Here is a 15,733-nt window from a genome sequence, read left to right as displayed (position 1 = left end):
GATGAGCGTTCTCGGAGTGGGGATCGACATCGTGTCGATCCCGGAGTTCGCCGAGCAGCTCCGGCAGCCGGGAACGACGTTCGCCGACCGGTTCACGGTCGGCGAACGGCGGGACTCGGCTGCCGGAACCGGCGACGACGCACGGCATCTCGCCGCGCGCTGGGCGGCGAAGGAAGCCGTCGTGAAAGCCTGGTCGGTGAGCCGGTTCTCGCGGTCCCCGTTGCTGCCCCTGATCCGGCACAGCGACATCGAGGTCGTCACCGACAACTGGGGCAGGCCGGCGATCCGGCTGTCCGGCGAGATCGGCAATCACCTGCGCGACACCGTCGTCCACGTGTCCCTGACGCACGACGGGGACACCGCGGCGGCGGTAGCGATCCTCGAGGGCAGATAGGCCCCACACCCTCAGGGCCGCCACGACCCTCAGACCGTCGTCGACTCCTCGAGCAGCAGATAGCCCGCGAGCATCCGCTTGAGTTCGGCGACGGTCTCGTCGTGGTCGTGGCCGTCCTGCACCGAGAAACTGAGCAACGAGTACGCCGTGTGCACCAGCACCTGCGACATCATCTCGCGACGTTCACGCTGAGAAGGCGTGAGCGGTGCGATGATCCGTGCGACCTGTTCGGCGAGCACGCGTTCGTTCTCCGACGCGGTCGCACGCGTGGCGGGCGTCGACTGCACCGCCAGCCACACCGCACGCCGTGACGGGTCGGTGCGCCACAGTGCCGCGAGATGGTCGAGGAACTTCTCGAGCAGGCTGGGCCACTCGAGCGACGGCACCTCGGTGGCGAACGCGGTCAGCTCCTCGCGGACGTCGACGGTGTCCTGCCGGTCGAGTTCGCAGACGATGACGTATTTGTTCGCGAAGTACTGGTACAGCGTCCCGATCGGGACCTCGGCGCGCGCCGCGATCTCCTCACACGTCAGCGATTCGAAACCGACGTCGATCAGCAGTTCGCGGGCCGCCTCGAGCATCGCCTGGAACTTGCGTTTGCTTCGTTCCTGCGTGGGCCGCTTGCGCGGCATCAGCGGTTCGGCGGACTCGGTCATCGGAGGTGGATCTCAGACGGACAGGTCGCGGCGCAGCTTGGCCACGTGTCCGGTGGCGCGGACGTTGTACTGCGCGAGCGCGATGGTGCCGTCGGTGTCGACGAGGAACGTGGAGCGGATGACGCCGGTGACGGTCTTGCCGTACATCTTCTTCTCGCCGAAGGCGCCCCACTCGGTGAGCACCTTCTTCTCGGGGTCGCTCAGCAGGGGGAAGGTCAGCCCTTCCTTCTCGACGAACTTGGCCAGCTTGGCCGGCTTGTCCGGGGAGATGCCGAGCACCGTCAGGCCGGCGTCGTTCAGCTCGGCGAGATTGTCGCGAAAATCACACGCCTGCTTGGTGCAGCCGGGCGTCGACGCCGCCGGGTAGAAGTAGACGATGACCTTCTGTCCGGCATAGTCGGACAACGACACCGGATTCTCGTTCGCGTCGGGCAGGGTGAACGCGGGTGCGCGATCACCGACGGACAAACGCTGTGCCTCCACCGGGGGAGTGACCTCTGCCATGACAGTCAGGCTAGTGCATGGTCACATGCCGCGACGGGAGGATGTCGTAGCATCGAACCGCCGCCGTCCGGCGGCGATCTGGACAGTCAATGACAACGCGTGAGCAGTGACGACGCGTAACTAGAGCGAGAAGCGCCGGAAGGATGCAACGTGGCCGGAGACACCGAACGTATCGAGCAGGAGATCGCCAAGGCCCGTGAGGACCTTGCCAGCACGCTCGACGCGCTCGCCGAACGTGCCAACCCGCAGCGCCTCGCCGACGACGCCAAAACCAAGGCTCTGGCGACGCTGCAGAAGCCCGCGGTCATGTACTCCATCGCCGGCGTGGGGGCACTCGTGCTCGTGCTCGTGGTCCGCAAGATCACCAGCTGACCCACGCCGCTGCCGGCACCCCGGGAAGCGACGGCCTCAAACCCGCGCAAACCCGCTCCGACCAGGCGATTTCACAACTGGGGATGGTGTCATGTAATGTTCCTTCTCGCCGCCGGGAGGTACTCCGGAGGCGAAAATGGCAAGCGCCATTAGCTCAATTGGCAGAGCAGCTGACTCTTAATCAGCGGGTTCGGGGTTCGAGTCCCTGATGGCGCACAGAGTTTCACAAGACGCCTCGCAGCAATTGCGAGGCGTCTTGTGGCATGTCAGGGTTTGTGACGCAGCGGCCTGCGGAGGTCGGTGTCGCGGGCGGTGCGCAGGACACGCCGCCGAACGGACGACACACAGCGGAGCTCACAGACCGGGTTCTCGTACACTGGTGCGAGATTCGGGGAGGCATTCGGCCGACCGGTCATCAGAGTCGGGCGTGACAGGCGGGAGAGAGATGGGGATCGGTCGTTCTTCACGACGGATGCCACTGATCATCAGTGGTGTGTTGCTTGCGATCATCGCACTCGTGACATCGTGCTCACAGGAGGCGGCGTACTCCGACAACGTCACCAGTTCGAGCCTCTTCGACGATCTGCTCAAGCCCGCTGTCGACATCACCGAACTCAACGATCAGCCGCTGAGTGACAACACGGTCGGCGTCCAGCCGGGTGCACCGATCAAGGTCACCACGAGCGAGGGCACGCTCAGCCGGGTTCTCATCACCAAGTCGGACGGGACCCCGCTCAAGGGCACCTTCACCGACAACGACACGGTTTGGGTCAGCAACGAGGCGCTCGGCTACAACCGCACCTACACGCTGGAGACCGACGCGGTCGGCATCGGCGGCGCGGTCACCAAGAAGGTCACCTTCACGACCAGCAGCCCCAACAACCTGACGCAGGCCTACCTGACCCCCAACCCGGGTGAGACCGTCGGCGTCGGACAGCCGATCGCGGTGAAGTTCGACGAGCCGATCCCGAACCGTCGAGCCGCGCAGAAGGCGATCCGGGTGGTCACCGATCCGCCGGTCGAGGGCGCGTTCTACTGGATCAGCGACAGCGAGGTCCGGTGGCGTCCCAAGGAGTACTGGAAGCCCGGCACCAAGGTGCGGGTCGCCGTCAACACCTATGGCATCGACCTCGGTGACGGCCTGTACGGCCAGGAGAACGTCCGCACCAACTTCACGGTCGGCCGCCGGATGGTGATCACCGCCGACGACAACACCAAGCAGGTCGTGTTCGAGCGCGACGGCCAGGTCATCAAGAGCATGCCGACGTCGATGGGCAAGCCGGGCGACGAGACCGACAACGGCATCTACCTGATCGCCGACAAGCACGACCACATCATCATGGATTCGTCGACGTACGGCGTCCCGATCAACTCGTCCAACGGTTACCGCACCCCCGTCGACTACGCGACGCGGATGTCCTACAGCGGCATCTTCTTCCACTCGGCGCCCTGGTCGGTGTGGGCCCAGGGCAACACCAACACGAGCCACGGCTGCCTCAACCTCAGCCCGGAGAACGCGCTCTGGGTCATGAACAACACGCTGCGCGGCGACCCGGTGGTCGTCAAGAACACCACGGGCGGCACGCTCTCCGGCACCGACGGTCTCGGTGACTGGAACATCCCGTGGTCGGAGTGGCGCAAGGGCAACGCGGCCAACTCCTGATCCATGACCAGTCCTTCCGAGCGCCGCGCACCCGGTTCTCGTATGGGCTCGTTCCGGATCGGCAGGCTGCGATGGTTCGTCCCGGTCTGCGCGATCGTGGTCGCCGGTACCGCACTCGGGGGCTCCGCCGCGGTTGTGCACGCAGCACCGTCGGTCGTGTTGCCGAGTTCGGGGTGTGAGGCGGATCTGCCGCCGAAACCGAAGAAGGGTCCGGTCGACCCGCGTGACCTGATCCCGCGGCTGCCCGACCGGTTCAGCATCCCGCTGCCGTACCCGCGGATCCTGCCGGTGCCCGAACCGGCTCCGCAGAAGCCGGTGGTCCGCATCCCGTCGGAGAAGCCGCCGAAGGACCCGTGCTCGGACCCGTGCCCGGACATCACCGACCCACCCAAGCCGAAACCCGACGCCGGCGGGCCCGCGCTGAGCATCGAATTCCCGAAGATCACCTTCGATCCGGCGCCCAAGAACATCCCTGTTCCGGTGCCCAACCCGAACCCGCCGGAGCTTCCACCGCCACCTGCGGCCGTCGCCCCGGGTGTCGACGCCGGACCGGTCGCATCCAAGCCGACGCGTCCGCGGGTGTCCGGCGTCGAACTCGTCAGCACGCTCACCGGTAAGGGTTCGACGAGTCGCACCGACAAGCGTTGGCAGATCAACGGCACCGACCTCGGGATCATGTGGGAGTCCGCACCGGGGAAGGTCGCGGTCGTCTTCGGCGACACCTTCGGCAAGGGTTTCCGCCCGCCGGGTGCCAACGGCCGGGACTGGCGGTCCAACGTGCTCGGGTTCTCGAGCGATGCGAAGCTGTCCGACGGGATGAGCATCGACACGATGATCCAGGACAGCCGATGCCACGCCGCGGAACTGCTCAGCGCGCGACGCATCGACCACTACGAGATCACCGTCATCCCGACCTCGGGTTTCGCGATCGGCGACCGCCAGTTCATGACCTACATGTCGGTGCGGACCTGGGGCAAGATTCCCGGCACGTGGCTGACCAACCACGGCGGGCTGGCGTACTCGGACGACGGCGGGTCGACGTGGACCAAGGACCCGTACGCCCGATGGGACAACATCTTCGGCGTCAGCCAGTTCCAGGTGTCGTCGATGGTTCCCCAGGGCGAGTACGTGTACATGTTCGGCACGCCCAACTCGCGGATCGGTTCGGTCGGCCTCGCGCGGGTCCACCGCGACCACGTACTGAACAAGACCGCCTACCAGTACTGGCGAGACGGTCGCTGGGTCCCCGCACGCGACGGCAACGTCGCGTCGGTGATCTTCGCCGGACCGGCCGGCGAGGTGTCGGCCCGTTACGACGAGAAGTCGAAGCGGTGGCAGCTGACCTACCTCGACGCCTTCCGCGGCGGGATCGTGCTGCGCAAGGCCCGCGAACCCCAAGGACTCTGGTCCGAGCCCGCCGAGCTCGTCCACTCGTCGAGGTACGACCAGCTCTACGGCGGCTTCATGCACCCGTGGTCGAGCGGTGAGGACCTGTACTTCACCATGTCGACCTGGACCGATTACAACGTCGCACTGATGCGAGCGCGTATCCGCTGACCGCGGTTCAGCTCACCTCGAACGTCCTCGATGTACCACTGATCGGCCGGGTCCTGCCGCTGCTGTCGCGGCTGTTGCCGTCGTACTTGATCCGGTACGTCCCCGACGTCCCGGCGGGCGGTCGCCAGGTGATCGTGATGCGCGAGGTGTCGGTGCTGCCGGGTGGGCGTGCCCAGCGGAACTCGGTCGACCAGTCGTTGTCGTCGGCGACCGTCGTCCACGAATCACCTTCGCGGCGCTGGACCTCCAGATACGTTCCGCCATGCCGGAAGTCGTTGTTGGGGTGCGCGCCGACGAAGTCGACGGTGATGGGCTGCCCCGGACGGTACGACCCGCCCGGCTGGCGGAGGACGTCGCCGTAGGCGTGCCCCGGGATGGGGCGGTCGGCGGGGACCGGCGGTAGCAGATCGGGCTGGAAGCCGGACTTGTCGACGGGCGCCGGACCGCGCCCCAGGCTGCGGCCCGATGCCATCGCGGCGGCGAGCTTCGCGAACTCCTGCATGTACGCGGGCAATGTGTAGCGGCCGTACTGGGTTTCGCCACCCTCGTACTGCTGGAGGTCGTACTCCTCCGGGGTGGTGACGTACTGGGTGTAGGAGTTCGCGTAACCCTGGATGAGCACGTTGTCGATGTCGACGCGCAGTTCGTCGGCGACGACCTGACGAAGTCGGAGTCCCGCGACGACGGTCACCTCGGCCGGCACCGCGACGAGCACCAGTTCCCCGATCCGCATGATCTGCAACGGGACCACCGACGGAATCCAGCCCGACGGCGGCATGAGTCCGAGAGGGAAGAGAATCAGCTTGGGCGCCTGCATGTCCCGCATCCACGGGGCGATCGGCGGCTTCTTGTCGCCGCCGAGAGCGGCCACGAGGGGATTGGTCATGCCCTCGACGAGGAGGGGGAGCGGCTGCTCGTAGTTGTCCTCGCTGCTGGTCGCCGCTGCGGCGGCACCCATCATCGCCGGCGTCGTCGACGCCGGTTTCCCGTCGGGCGTGTAGGTTCCGGCGACCCGCACCGCGGACATGTCGACGTAGCGCGTGATCGAGTCGACGCCGCCGCGGGTCATCGGGCGGGTGGCCTCGAAGGCGCGCCGTCCGGCGACGTACTGGCGTTCACCGATGAGTTCGCAGTTGCGCTTGTTGTCGGTCGTCGGGCCGCTCGGTGTGAACCACTCGAGGGAGAGGTTGGGCGTCATGTCGCCCGAGTTCGTCTGCGGGAAGGCGGCGACGAAGCCCGGCTGGGTGCGCTCCCACAGGTAGCTGGCGTACCCCTTGTTGTCGCCGGCGATCAGCACGTTGTGATCGGCCAGCGAGGTGCCGTGGGTCGAGAACCAGGTGATGGCCCCGACGTCCCTCCCGCTCGCGTGCCGAAGCCGCAGCACGGTGACCTGCGGGTCGATCGCGTTGGGGAACAACTTCTTCTCCGACGCCGGGTTGGCGTCGAAGGCGACCCTGGACCGGTTCGCGCTGGCGTTGTGCAGTTCCTCGCGACCGATGGTGATCGTGCCGGGCGCCAGGTTGTCGTGCGCGCGGACGATGGCGGCGAACATGCCGTCGACCTCGGCGTCGTACGAGTTCTTCTTGAATCCGAAAGCGGCGAGCGAATATGCGTAGTCCCAGGCGGTCCCGCCGCAGGAGGCATGCGAGTGCTGCGCGTTCAGGTTGACGTTCGCCTCGGTGTAGAGCGAACCGAAACGCTTGCTCAGCTTCTCCATCAGCCCCATGTGGTGTGACTCGAAGAGGCAGGCGATGTCGGCGGTCAGGAAGACCACGCGCTTGCCGGTGGCCTGGTCGACGATGATGTAGGCGCGCGCCCAGCATCGCTGGAGGAGGCCGGCCGCGACCTGCTCCGGATTGGAGTAGCCCATCATGCCCTGTCCGGCAACGGCGCCCGTGACGTCACCGATACCGCAGCCGACGAGGTAGTTCGTCGAGTCGGAGGGGGCGGCCGGGACCCGACCGGCCGTGCTCAGCGCCAGACCGCCGCCCGCAACGGTCACCGCCGCACCGGCGATCAGTTGTCTCCGTGTCACGTCCACGTGGTGTGTCCCCTTCAAGCTTTCTCCTGGGTGGTCTCTGGGTTGTCGGCGATGTGCGTCGACAGGTTGGCGACCACGGCGTCTGCGATGAGGTCGCAGATCGCGCGGTCGCGGATGTTCAGGAAAGACAGAGTGATTCCGTCAGTGGCGGCGAGGACGAGCGGTGCGAGATCGGCGGAGGCGCGGTCCCAGGCGGTACCGGTGGCCGCGGCGACACCGTCGAGCGCGTCTGCGATCGCCTCGTAGTACCGGAGGTACATCTGTGCGCCGAGGTCGCTGAGTCCGTCGGTCTGCCTGGCGTATTGGTTCAGCGAGATCATGGCCTGCTCGCGGTCGGGATCGGCCTGTACCCCGTCGATGTAGGCGGAGAGCGCGCTCTGCAGGATCGCCACCACGCCGGCCCGGCCCGGCGAGATGTCCTGGGCGCCCTCGCCGAGCGCGGCGCCCACCGCGGTCAACTCCTTCTCGGTTCCGCGTTCGACGAGTGCCTCGAGGAGTTCGTCGCGGGTGGCGAACACGTAGTGGAAGGTCGACAGCGTGACGCCGGCCTCCGCGCAGATCGCGCGCGTGGTCGCGCCGTCGACCCCGCGTCGTGCGATCACCCGGAATGCGGACTCCAGCAGCAGTTCTCGCCGTTCCTCGACAGGCATCCTCATGGTCGGCGCACCTTCACGTCAGCTCGGTCACCGGAGATCACCGAGGATCTCCCGTGCCGCACGACGCCCCGAGCGGACCGCTCCGTCCATGTATCCCGTCCAGTAGTCCGAGGTCTCCGTGCCGGCCCAGTGGATGGGGCCGACGGGCTCGCGGAGTGCGGTGCCGTATTTGGTGAGGGTGCCCGGTCGGCTCACCGCGACCGGCCCACCGCGCGACCAGGGTTCGAGATCCCACTTGAACACGCCGTAGTCGACGAAGTCGGCGGCCTCGGGACCGAAGTACTCGACGAAGTTGGCGATGCACTCCTTGACCAGGGTGGATTCGGGAGCGTGATCGAGGCGGCGCATGGCGTCGGCGGAGATGAAGCCCATCAGGATGTGGTTGCCCTCGGCGTAGCTCTCGAAGGTCACGTCGATGGGGCGTCCAGCGCCGTAGGCCTGTCCCGACAGACCTTTGTCGCGCCAGAACGGCCGCTTGTAGAGCGCCGCGAACTTGCTGACCGCACCCATGCGGTAGCCGCGGTGGATGCCGGTGCGTGCGGCGGGAAGTCCTGGGCGGTAGTCGATCTGGCCGGCGATGGCGGGGGACATGGCGACGATGACGCGGCGCGCGCGATGGGTGCCGGCGTCGCCGGCGACGGTCGCGATGCCGTCGGTGTAGGAGATCGACCGGACGGGCGCGTTGTAGACCATGTTCGCCGAGAGCTCGCGGGCCATCCGAAGCGGGATGAGGGCGGCGCCGCCTTCGAACAGTCGCTCCTGCGCGCCGTCGTCGGTGCTCAGGAGTCGGATGAGGGTTCCCGGGTTCTGCTCGTCGCCGGATGCCGCGATGTAGTTGAGGTAGTAGAGCGCGGAGACCTCGTCGGGACGGACCGACAGCGGTGCCGACATCGCTATCTGCACGAGGTCGCGCGCGGTCTGGGTGTCGGCGATCTGGTGGGTGTACTGCCCCCAGGTGATCGAGTCCAGGTAGGCGGCGTTCGGGTGCTTCCACGGCTGGCCGACGGGGAAGCCCGCCAGCGCGTCGGCCTGGGCCCGGACCAGCGCGGCACCCGCTTGGACGAGGTCGGCCACTGCGGGAATCGGCAGAGCGGCAGGTACCCGCGTCGTCCCGGTGCGGCTGACGAAGATGCTGTCGCCGGCGTTGTAGGTCCGCAGCGTCCGGACGTCGTACTCACGGGCGAGGCCGGCGATGTGACCCTGTGTGGGCCCGATGAATTCGGCTCCGGCGTCGAGCGTGGCGCCCAGCTTGGGTGAGGAGATGTTGTGGACGCGCCCGCCCGCACGGTCTCGGGCCTCGAGCACGGTCACCGACGCGCCGGCAGCCTTGAGTGCCTTGGCAGCCGCGAGCCCGGCCAGTCCTCCGCCGACGACGATGACGTCGACGATCCCCGTCGGCGCAGCCGACACCCGCCCCGACCCGACCAGCGACGCGCCTGCTGCCGCCAGCGTTCCGCCCAGGAAGTGTCTGCGTGAGAGGTGTGTACCCATGTGATCCCCCGATCTCGTGGTGATGGCGAGGCTATCGACCACATGTTCAGGTCAGATGACCTGAAGTATCGAGAGAGTAACAGGAGAGTGTGAGGCGCAACACCCCGATCAACGCACAATCGCCTTTACGTTGGAGTACGTCCGGGGCGGTCGCCTCGGACGCTCGTCCGCGGTTCGGGGCGTGGCTCGACAATCACCTGTGTGCCCTCGGTGGCTCGGCGTGGAAGGCCACCCCGGACCGTGACGGGTCGTTTCGGCCGCTGATTGAGAAGTGTTCGCGAACTTGTCGCTGTGTAAAGGTGCGCCGGCGAAACAACCCCTGACGAGGTCAACAGGTTCGAGCAGAGAGGTTCATGTGGTCGAAACAATCTGGGTAGGAATCGATGTCGGCCGTCACGCACACCACGCCGCCGCTGTGGACGACGCGGGGACGGTGCTGTGGTCACGTCGGGTACCGAACGATCAGGCGGCCATCGAAGCGATTGTGGACCAGGCGTGCCGTGTCGAATCGGTGGTGTGGGCGATCGACATGACCGCGCCGGAATCGGCCCTCCTCCGAGGGGTGTTGTCCCGCCGCGGCCAACACATTCGCTATGTACCTGGTCGCGTTGTGCACAGCATGACCGGCGCTTTCGCCGGCGAAGGCAAAACCGACGCCCGCGACGCGGTGGTGATCGCCCAGACCGCGCGCCTGCGTGGTGATCTCGCGACGGTCGCGGTCCCTGATGACGTCGCGATCGAACTCGACCTGTTGACCGGGCATCGCCGCGACTTGGTCACCGAACGCACACGAGGCATCAATCGACTGCGCGGCCTGCTGACCCGCATCTTCCCCGGTCTCGAACGGTGCTTCGACTACTCGACGTTGACTGGTTTGGCGTTCGTCACCCGCTTCACCACACCGTCGGCGATTGATGGGGTCTCCGACGAGGAGATTTACGACCACCTACGCGGTCAAGGAGTCCGCCGGCCGACCATCCCGAAGATGATCAGCAAGGCGCGTGCCGCCGCGGCCGCGCAGACCGTCGCTCTGCCTGGTGAGGCGACCACGGCATTGCTGGTGCAGCAGGCGGCTACCTCGCTGATGGCGCTCACTCGCCAGATCACCTACCTGGATAAACAGATCGCCGAGGTGTTCCGCCGAGACCGCCACGCCCGGATTCTTGAATCCGTACCCGGTATCGGCACCCGAAGTGGTGCCGAACTCATCGCGTTCACTGGTGGCGACCTCACGTCGTTCGGCTCGGCTGCCAAACTGGCTGCCTACGCCGGTCTTGCTCCCGTCCCGCATGATTCAGGTAACCGGCGGGGCACATTGCGTAGACCGCAGCGCTACCACCGGGGTCTGCGGAAGGTGTTCTACATGGCCGCACTCAACAGCTCGCAACGCGACGGACCATCACGGGAGTTCTACCAGCGCAAACGACGCGAGAACCGCTCTCACGTGCATGCGCTCATCTCGCTGGCCAGACGGTTGATTGATGTTGTGTGGGCACTCATCCGTGATGGCCGAGAATGGACTCCGAGGGGCGCCGGCCCGCCCATCGCGGAGGCTGCCGCCTAGCCCCTGAGATCATTCAGACGCCGCTGCACGCACCGCCGCGGTGAGGTCGTCGATCGTGTTCGGTTGTAGCCGATTCTCGTCGAGGAAGAATGTGGGGGTGCCTTGGACCCCGAGAGCCAGACCGTCAGCGACGTCGGCGCGGATCCGTTCGAGCGTGGCCGGGCTGTTGTAGACCGTGTCGAAGGCCGCCATATCGAGATCGAGGTCGACGGCGAAGCTACGGAACAGGTCGTCAGCGGGGACTTGCTGTTCGCCCCAATGGGTTTGGGTGGTGAACATGCGCTGGTACATCTGCTCGAACCGCCCCTGCTGGGCGGCGGCTTCGACCGCGCGAGCAGCACGTTCGGCGTTGAAGTGTCCGGGCATCGGAAAGTAGCGGACGACGAACGTAACGCGGTCGCCGTAGGTTCGCCGCAGATCCTCGATGACCGGGTAGATGGCTCCGCAGGCTTCGCACTCGAAGTCCAGGAACTCGACGAATTGCGCCCGGCTCTGCGCAGGCGACGTCAGCCGATGACTGTCGGGCCGGGCCACCAGATCAGACACCGCGGCGGTATCGGACGGGGCGGGTGTGGAAGTGTCCTGATCGACGAGGACGGCGACTCCGATACCGACGATAATGGTTACGAAGAACGCCCACGCGAACTTGGTTGGTCTGGTCATACGTTCAACATAGAGGCGATGTCGGCGGGAATGAGGATCGGTCTCATCAGGCCGGGGGTTGCCTTCGGGGTAGCGCCCGGAATGTATGAACCTGATGTCTGTTCTCAGTCTTCATGGGTGCGCGCTACAAGCGGATCAGATTCTGTATCCGGCAGCGAGGAGTCTCTGGCGTTTCCTCTGGGAGCGGACCATCGAGACTCCGGGCAGACGGTGAGCCGGGCAGTGACCAGCGCGGCCAGCCGGGCCCTGCGCCGGATCGGGGGGGTCAGCGCTCGGGTGAATGCTGCGCTCGTTCGTCGGGACTCCTGAATGCGGTGAGGGTGATCAAGATGGCAGCGCCGCCGACGATGAATGTGTCAGCGAGGTTGAACGTTGGCCACCAACCGGTGTGGAGATAGTCAGTGACCACTCCGTCGGGGAACCGATCGATGAGATTGGCGCTTGCCCCGCCGAGGATCGCTGCTAACCCCAGCCGCCCGAGGTGCCCGGTGCCTGGCGCCATCCGCCAGGAGGTGACCGCGACGATGAAGGTGATGATTCCGGTGACTGTGGGCAGCACCCATGCCGGGGCATCGGCGGCGATCGAAAACGCCGCGCCCGGATTGAATGCCAGCCGCAGCTGCACCGGCCCCGTTCCGATGACTGCGCCGTCCGCGAGCGCGCTTGTGGCCCATGCCTTGACGGCCAGATCGGTGGCCGCGAGTCCGACAGCGACGGCCAGCAGCCCGCACCGCCGTGTGAGGCGTACGCGGCGGTGCGCCACCGGAACCGCGGTGATCACTGCCCGACCGTCACTACGGACGGAGTCCGCTGGCCAGTTCCGGTCCTCGCCCGGGCTAGCGCTTTGACCCGGCCGGCGCGGACTCCGTTGGCGATGACGACGATCTCGGCGAGTTCGTGGACGGCGACGACGGCGGCGAGGCCGAGTATCCCGAACAGCGCGAGAGGGATGAGGATCGCGATCAGGGCGAGGGACAGGCCGACGTTCTGCAGCATGATCTTCCGGGCGCGGCGGGCGTGATCGAGTGCCTGCGGGAGGGTGCGGAGGTCTTCGCCCATGAGGGCGACGTCGGCGGTTTCGATCGCTACGTCCGATCCCATTGCGCCCATGGCGATGCCGAGGTCGGCGGTGGCCAGGGCGGGAGCGTCGTTGATGCCGTCGCCGACCATCGCGGTGAACGAGTTCGTTCGGAGGTCGCCGATGATGCGGGCCTTGTCTTCGGGGCGGAGGTCGGCGTGTACGTCGTCGATGCCGGCGATCTTCGCCAGCGCGTTGGCGGTGGCGGTGTTGTCGCCGGTGAGCATCGCGACCGTGGCGCCGATGCGGTGCAGGTGCTCGATTACCGCGCCGGCTTCGGGGCGAAGCTCGTCACGGACGGCGACCGCGCCGATGACCTGACCGTCGTGTTCGATCAGGACGGCGGTGGCGCCGTCGGCCTGCATGGCCGCGACCCGCTCATCGAGCGGGCCGGGCTCGATCCAGTCGGGACGGCCCAGCCGCGCGGGCCGTCCGTCGACGAGGCCGGTCAGGCCGGCCCCGGGAACAGCCTGCACATCGCGCGCGGCGGTGGTCTCGCCGTGGGCGGCGAGGATCGCGCGGGCGAGCGGGTGTTCGCTGTGCGCTTCCAGCGCCGCGGCGACGGCGAGCACCCGCTCCTGGCCCGGAGTGCGGTCGCCCAGGCTGCTCCCGGTGCTAGGAGCAGCGGTGTCGGTGGGGGTGGTGGCGATGTCGACGACGGTGGGCCGGTTCGCGGTCAGAGTGCCGGTCTTGTCGAGGGCGACGGTGCGGACCCGGCCGAGGGCTTCGAGGGCGGCACCTCCTTTGACCAGGACGCCGATCTTGCTGGCGGCGCCGATCGCCGCGACCACGGTCACCGGCACAGAGATCGCCAGCGCACACGGCGACGCGGCGACGAGCACGACCAGGGCCCGTTCGATCCACGTGGCCGGGTCACCGAGCAGGGAGCCGAGGATCGCAATGGCGGCGGCGAAGATCATGATCGCCGGTACCAGGGGCTTGGCGATCCGGTCGGCGAGGCGTTGCGCGTCGCCCTTGCGGGACTGTTCGGCCTCGACGATCTGCACGATCTTGGCCAGCGAGTTGTTCTCCGCCGTGCTGGTGACATGCACGATCAGGGCGCCGGTGCTGTTGATCGACCCGGCGTAGACCTGCGTGCCGGGTCCGGCTTCGACAGGCACGGATTCGCCGGTGATCGCCGAAACATCCAGTGCGGTGCGGCCTTCGGTGATGGTGCCGTCGGTGGCGATCCGCTCGCCGGGTTTGACCAACATCTGGTCCCCGACGGCCAATTCCGCCGGGGAGACGGTGACCGGGGTGCCGTCGCGGAGCACGGTCGCGGAGTCCGGGACCAGATTTAGTAGCGCCCGCAGCCCGCGGCGGGTGCGGGCGACGGCGTACTCCTCAAGGCCTTCGCTGATGGAGAACAGCACAGCGAGCATCGCGGCTTCGCCGACCTCGCCGAGGATCACCGCGCCGACCGCAGCAATCGTCATCAGGGTGCCGACGCCAATTTTGCCCTTCGCCAACCGGCTCAGGGTCGAGGGGACGAATGTCCACGCCCCGATCAGCAGCGCCACCCACTCCAGGGCGAGCGCGACCGGTTCGGGGCCGCCGGACCAGCTGGTGATGTACGCGGCGAGCAGGAACACCGCGGCCGCGGCGGCAGCCTGCAGCTCCCGCACCTGCCACCAGTGCTCCGGAGCCTGCTCGTCCTCACTGGCCGGTTCGTCGTGCCCGCATCCGCATGCGTCGCTCATCGCCGCACCCCCGCCTTCGTGTCGCCCGTTGTGCAGCAGGAGGTGGTGGCGTCGGTGCCGTAGTTCGGGCACAACACAACCGCGTTTCCGGTCGCTGCCAGGAGGGTTTCGGCGGCGGCGAGCACGTCCATCAGCTCCGGTCGGGCCAGGCTGTAGAACACCTGCCGCCCCTGCGGGCGGCCTTCGACGAGCCCACAGTCCCGTAAGCACGCCACGTGCGCGGAGACCGTCGATTGCGCCAACCCCAGCTCCGCCATCAGATCCGCCACCCGGGCCTCGCCACCGTGCGCGAGGCGGGTTGCGATTGCCAGACGGGTCCCATCGGAGAGGCTGTGGAACAACGCCACCGCGGGATCGAGGTCCGCCCCAGTCGCCACCGAGCACTCATTCATCGTCATATGACGATGATAGCGGCATTGTGTGCTGTAATCGAATCATCACGAAGAAGTGGCAGCAGGCGCGGCCGGGCGAGATGGTGGGAGCTGTTGGTATGCCGTCGATGTCGACGATCGAGTCTCTGTTCTGCCGCAGCGCACCGTGGCAGGCGGCCACCGGCAGGTGGGTACTCCCGTGGGCGCTGCAAGGCATCCATCCCCGAGGCCGGGTCCTTGAAATCGGTGGCGGCGCCGGCGCGATGACCGAACAGATCCTCACCACCAACCCCGACGAACTCGTGGATGTGACCGTCACCGACTTCGACCCGGTCATGGTCGCCGCCGCCAGCGATCGGCTGCAGGGTTTCGGGGCCCGCGCTCACGCCCAGGTCGCCGACGCCACAGCCCTGCCGTTCGAGGACGGAAGCTTCGACACCGTCGTCTCGTTCATCATGTTGCACCACGTCATCGACTGGGAACGCGCACTCGCCGAGGCCGCCCGAGTGCTCGCGCCCGGCGGAATGCTGGTCGGCTACGACCTGCTCGGCAGCGCACCGGCGCGGCTGCTGCACAACCTCGAAGGGGCACCGCACCGGTTCATCCCCCGTGGCGAACTCCGCCTGCGCCTGACGTCTTTGCCTCTGACCGACATCACGGTCCGCGAGAACCCTGCGCTCGCCCGGTTCCGTGCCCGCCGTGCTGGTGACCGATGACCACGCCACCACTGCACGGGCATCACCATGGCCCTCCCTCGGACGAGCTCGCCGAGCTCGAGCAGCGTGACGTCGCGGTGGCGTTCGTCGACCTCGCCGGATACAGCGTGTTCACCGAGTTCTGCGGCGACCAGGAAGCCGCAGAACTGGCCATACGGTTGGCCTCTCAGACCTGGCAGGCAGGCTCTACGACCGGGCACGCGGCTGGTCAAGGCCATCGGCGATGCGGTGATGCTCACCGCCGACGCCCCCCAAGTGATCCTCGCCACGATCACCGCCCCCGCGGCCGCGGCCGCCGGTCAAGACG

At 67.3% G+C, this 15,733-nt stretch carries 15 protein-coding genes and 1 tRNA gene; 7 read left to right on the top strand and 9 right to left on the bottom strand.

The annotated features are described in order from the left end of the window. Window position 1: 1 nt before the first annotated feature. Entirely contained in the window at window positions 2-394 is a 393-nt protein-coding gene (acpS, locus tag C5O27_RS18025) for a holo-ACP synthase AcpS (RefSeq protein ID WP_006868104.1), read from the top strand. Between the two features lie 29 nt (window positions 395-423). Here acpS and C5O27_RS18020 read toward each other — a convergent pair whose 3' ends face one another. Then, on the bottom strand, window positions 424-1,050 hold the full coding sequence (locus C5O27_RS18020) for a TetR/AcrR family transcriptional regulator (protein ID WP_006357347.1): 627 nt from the start codon (window positions 1,048-1,050) through the stop codon (window positions 424-426). A 12-nt stretch (window positions 1,051-1,062) separates the two neighbouring features. Beyond that, a complete protein-coding gene (bcp, locus tag C5O27_RS18015; protein WP_005199861.1) occupies window positions 1,063-1,554 on the bottom strand; it encodes a thioredoxin-dependent thiol peroxidase in 492 nt (163 codons plus the stop codon). Between the two features lie 150 nt (window positions 1,555-1,704). Here bcp and C5O27_RS18010 point away from each other — a divergent pair, with 150 nt between their 5' ends. The 4 genes from C5O27_RS18010 to C5O27_RS17995 all read left to right on the top strand — a co-directional run bounded on the left by C5O27_RS18010 (window position 1,705) and on the right by C5O27_RS17995 (window position 5,146). Next, a complete protein-coding gene (locus C5O27_RS18010) occupies window positions 1,705-1,926 on the top strand; it encodes a DUF3618 domain-containing protein (RefSeq protein WP_127963297.1) in 222 nt (73 codons plus the stop codon). A gap of 143 nt (window positions 1,927-2,069) precedes the next feature. After that, window positions 2,070-2,142 (top strand) — tRNA-Lys (locus tag C5O27_RS18005). 256 nt (window positions 2,143-2,398) lie between these two features. Continuing rightward, entirely contained in the window at window positions 2,399-3,589 is a 1,191-nt protein-coding gene (locus C5O27_RS18000) for a L,D-transpeptidase (RefSeq protein ID WP_127963296.1), read from the top strand. A 42-nt stretch (window positions 3,590-3,631) separates the two neighbouring features. Further along, complete coding sequence (locus C5O27_RS17995; protein WP_127963873.1) at window positions 3,632-5,146, top strand: DUF4185 domain-containing protein; 1,515 nt, start codon at window positions 3,632-3,634, stop codon at window positions 5,144-5,146. Between the two features lie 7 nt (window positions 5,147-5,153). Here the strand turns inward: C5O27_RS17995 and C5O27_RS17990 are convergent, their stop codons facing one another. From C5O27_RS17990 to C5O27_RS17980, 3 genes are read right to left on the bottom strand one after another with little or no spacing between them, the layout of a single operon-like run. Beyond that, complete coding sequence (locus tag C5O27_RS17990) at window positions 5,154-7,187, bottom strand: neutral/alkaline ceramidase (protein WP_127963295.1); 2,034 nt, start codon at window positions 7,185-7,187, stop codon at window positions 5,154-5,156. A gap of 14 nt (window positions 7,188-7,201) precedes the next feature. After that, window positions 7,202-7,837, bottom strand: coding sequence for a TetR/AcrR family transcriptional regulator (locus C5O27_RS17985; protein ID WP_006357353.1), 636 nt, complete (start codon window positions 7,835-7,837; stop codon window positions 7,202-7,204). A 33-nt stretch (window positions 7,838-7,870) separates the two neighbouring features. After that, the gene (locus C5O27_RS17980; protein WP_127963294.1) at window positions 7,871-9,334 is read right to left on the bottom strand and encodes a flavin monoamine oxidase family protein; all 1,464 of its coding nucleotides are present in this window, start codon (window positions 9,332-9,334) and stop codon (window positions 7,871-7,873) included. Between the two features lie 355 nt (window positions 9,335-9,689). Between C5O27_RS17980 and C5O27_RS17975 the strand changes: the two genes are divergently transcribed. Further along, complete coding sequence (locus C5O27_RS17975; protein ID WP_005193666.1) at window positions 9,690-10,898, top strand: IS110 family RNA-guided transposase; 1,209 nt, start codon at window positions 9,690-9,692, stop codon at window positions 10,896-10,898. Between the two features lie 9 nt (window positions 10,899-10,907). Here C5O27_RS17975 and C5O27_RS17970 read toward each other — a convergent pair whose 3' ends face one another. The 4 genes from C5O27_RS17970 to C5O27_RS17955 form a co-directional block, all read right to left on the bottom strand. After that, window positions 10,908-11,561, bottom strand: a complete 654-nt coding sequence (locus C5O27_RS17970) for a DsbA family protein (RefSeq protein ID WP_006360542.1) — start codon at window positions 11,559-11,561, stop codon at window positions 10,908-10,910. 265 nt (window positions 11,562-11,826) lie between these two features. Further along, entirely contained in the window at window positions 11,827-12,342 is a 516-nt protein-coding gene (locus C5O27_RS17965) for a signal peptidase II (protein ID WP_005193672.1), read from the bottom strand. After that, a complete protein-coding gene (locus tag C5O27_RS17960) occupies window positions 12,339-14,339 on the bottom strand; it encodes a heavy metal translocating P-type ATPase (RefSeq protein ID WP_127963113.1) in 2,001 nt (666 codons plus the stop codon). Before C5O27_RS17960 ends, C5O27_RS17965 begins: the two co-directional genes overlap by 4 nt. After that, complete coding sequence (locus C5O27_RS17955) at window positions 14,336-14,737, bottom strand: ArsR/SmtB family transcription factor (RefSeq protein ID WP_010844639.1); 402 nt, start codon at window positions 14,735-14,737, stop codon at window positions 14,336-14,338. Before C5O27_RS17955 ends, C5O27_RS17960 begins: the two co-directional genes overlap by 4 nt. Before the next feature lie 92 nt (window positions 14,738-14,829). Here C5O27_RS17955 and C5O27_RS17950 point away from each other — a divergent pair, with 92 nt between their 5' ends. Beyond that, window positions 14,830-15,426 (top strand): class I SAM-dependent methyltransferase, encoded by a 597-nt coding sequence (locus C5O27_RS17950; RefSeq protein WP_005193680.1) that lies wholly within the window; start codon window positions 14,830-14,832, stop codon window positions 15,424-15,426. Window positions 15,427-15,733: the final 307 nt, after the last annotated feature.

The organism is Gordonia alkanivorans, assembly GCF_004011905.1.
Taxonomy (GTDB): domain Bacteria; phylum Actinomycetota; class Actinomycetes; order Mycobacteriales; family Mycobacteriaceae; genus Gordonia; species Gordonia alkanivorans.
This window is presented reverse-complemented; position numbering and strand designations above follow the sequence as displayed.

Excerpts from the sequence above, each read along its gene's own strand:
- C5O27_RS17955 (WP_010844639.1), bottom strand. The coding sequence starts at position 14,737 with ATGACGATGAATGAGTGCTCGGTGGCGACTGGGGCGGACCTCGATCCC.
- C5O27_RS17970 (WP_006360542.1), bottom strand. The coding sequence starts at position 11,561 with ATGACCAGACCAACCAAGTTCGCGTGGGCGTTCTTCGTAACCATTATC.
- C5O27_RS17950 (WP_005193680.1), top strand. The coding sequence starts at position 14,830 with ATGCCGTCGATGTCGACGATCGAGTCTCTGTTCTGCCGCAGCGCACCG.
- C5O27_RS17980 (WP_127963294.1), bottom strand. The coding sequence starts at position 9,334 with ATGGGTACACACCTCTCACGCAGACACTTCCTGGGCGGAACGCTGGCG.
- C5O27_RS17995 (WP_127963873.1), top strand. The coding sequence starts at position 3,632 with ATGGGCTCGTTCCGGATCGGCAGGCTGCGATGGTTCGTCCCGGTCTGC.
- C5O27_RS17985 (WP_006357353.1), bottom strand. The coding sequence starts at position 7,837 with ATGCCTGTCGAGGAACGGCGAGAACTGCTGCTGGAGTCCGCATTCCGG.
- acpS (WP_006868104.1), top strand. The coding sequence starts at position 2 with ATGAGCGTTCTCGGAGTGGGGATCGACATCGTGTCGATCCCGGAGTTC.
- C5O27_RS18020 (WP_006357347.1), bottom strand. The coding sequence starts at position 1,050 with ATGACCGAGTCCGCCGAACCGCTGATGCCGCGCAAGCGGCCCACGCAG.
- bcp (WP_005199861.1), bottom strand. The coding sequence starts at position 1,554 with ATGGCAGAGGTCACTCCCCCGGTGGAGGCACAGCGTTTGTCCGTCGGT.
- C5O27_RS17960 (WP_127963113.1), bottom strand. The coding sequence starts at position 14,339 with ATGAGCGACGCATGCGGATGCGGGCACGACGAACCGGCCAGTGAGGAC.
- C5O27_RS18000 (WP_127963296.1), top strand. The coding sequence starts at position 2,399 with ATGCCACTGATCATCAGTGGTGTGTTGCTTGCGATCATCGCACTCGTG.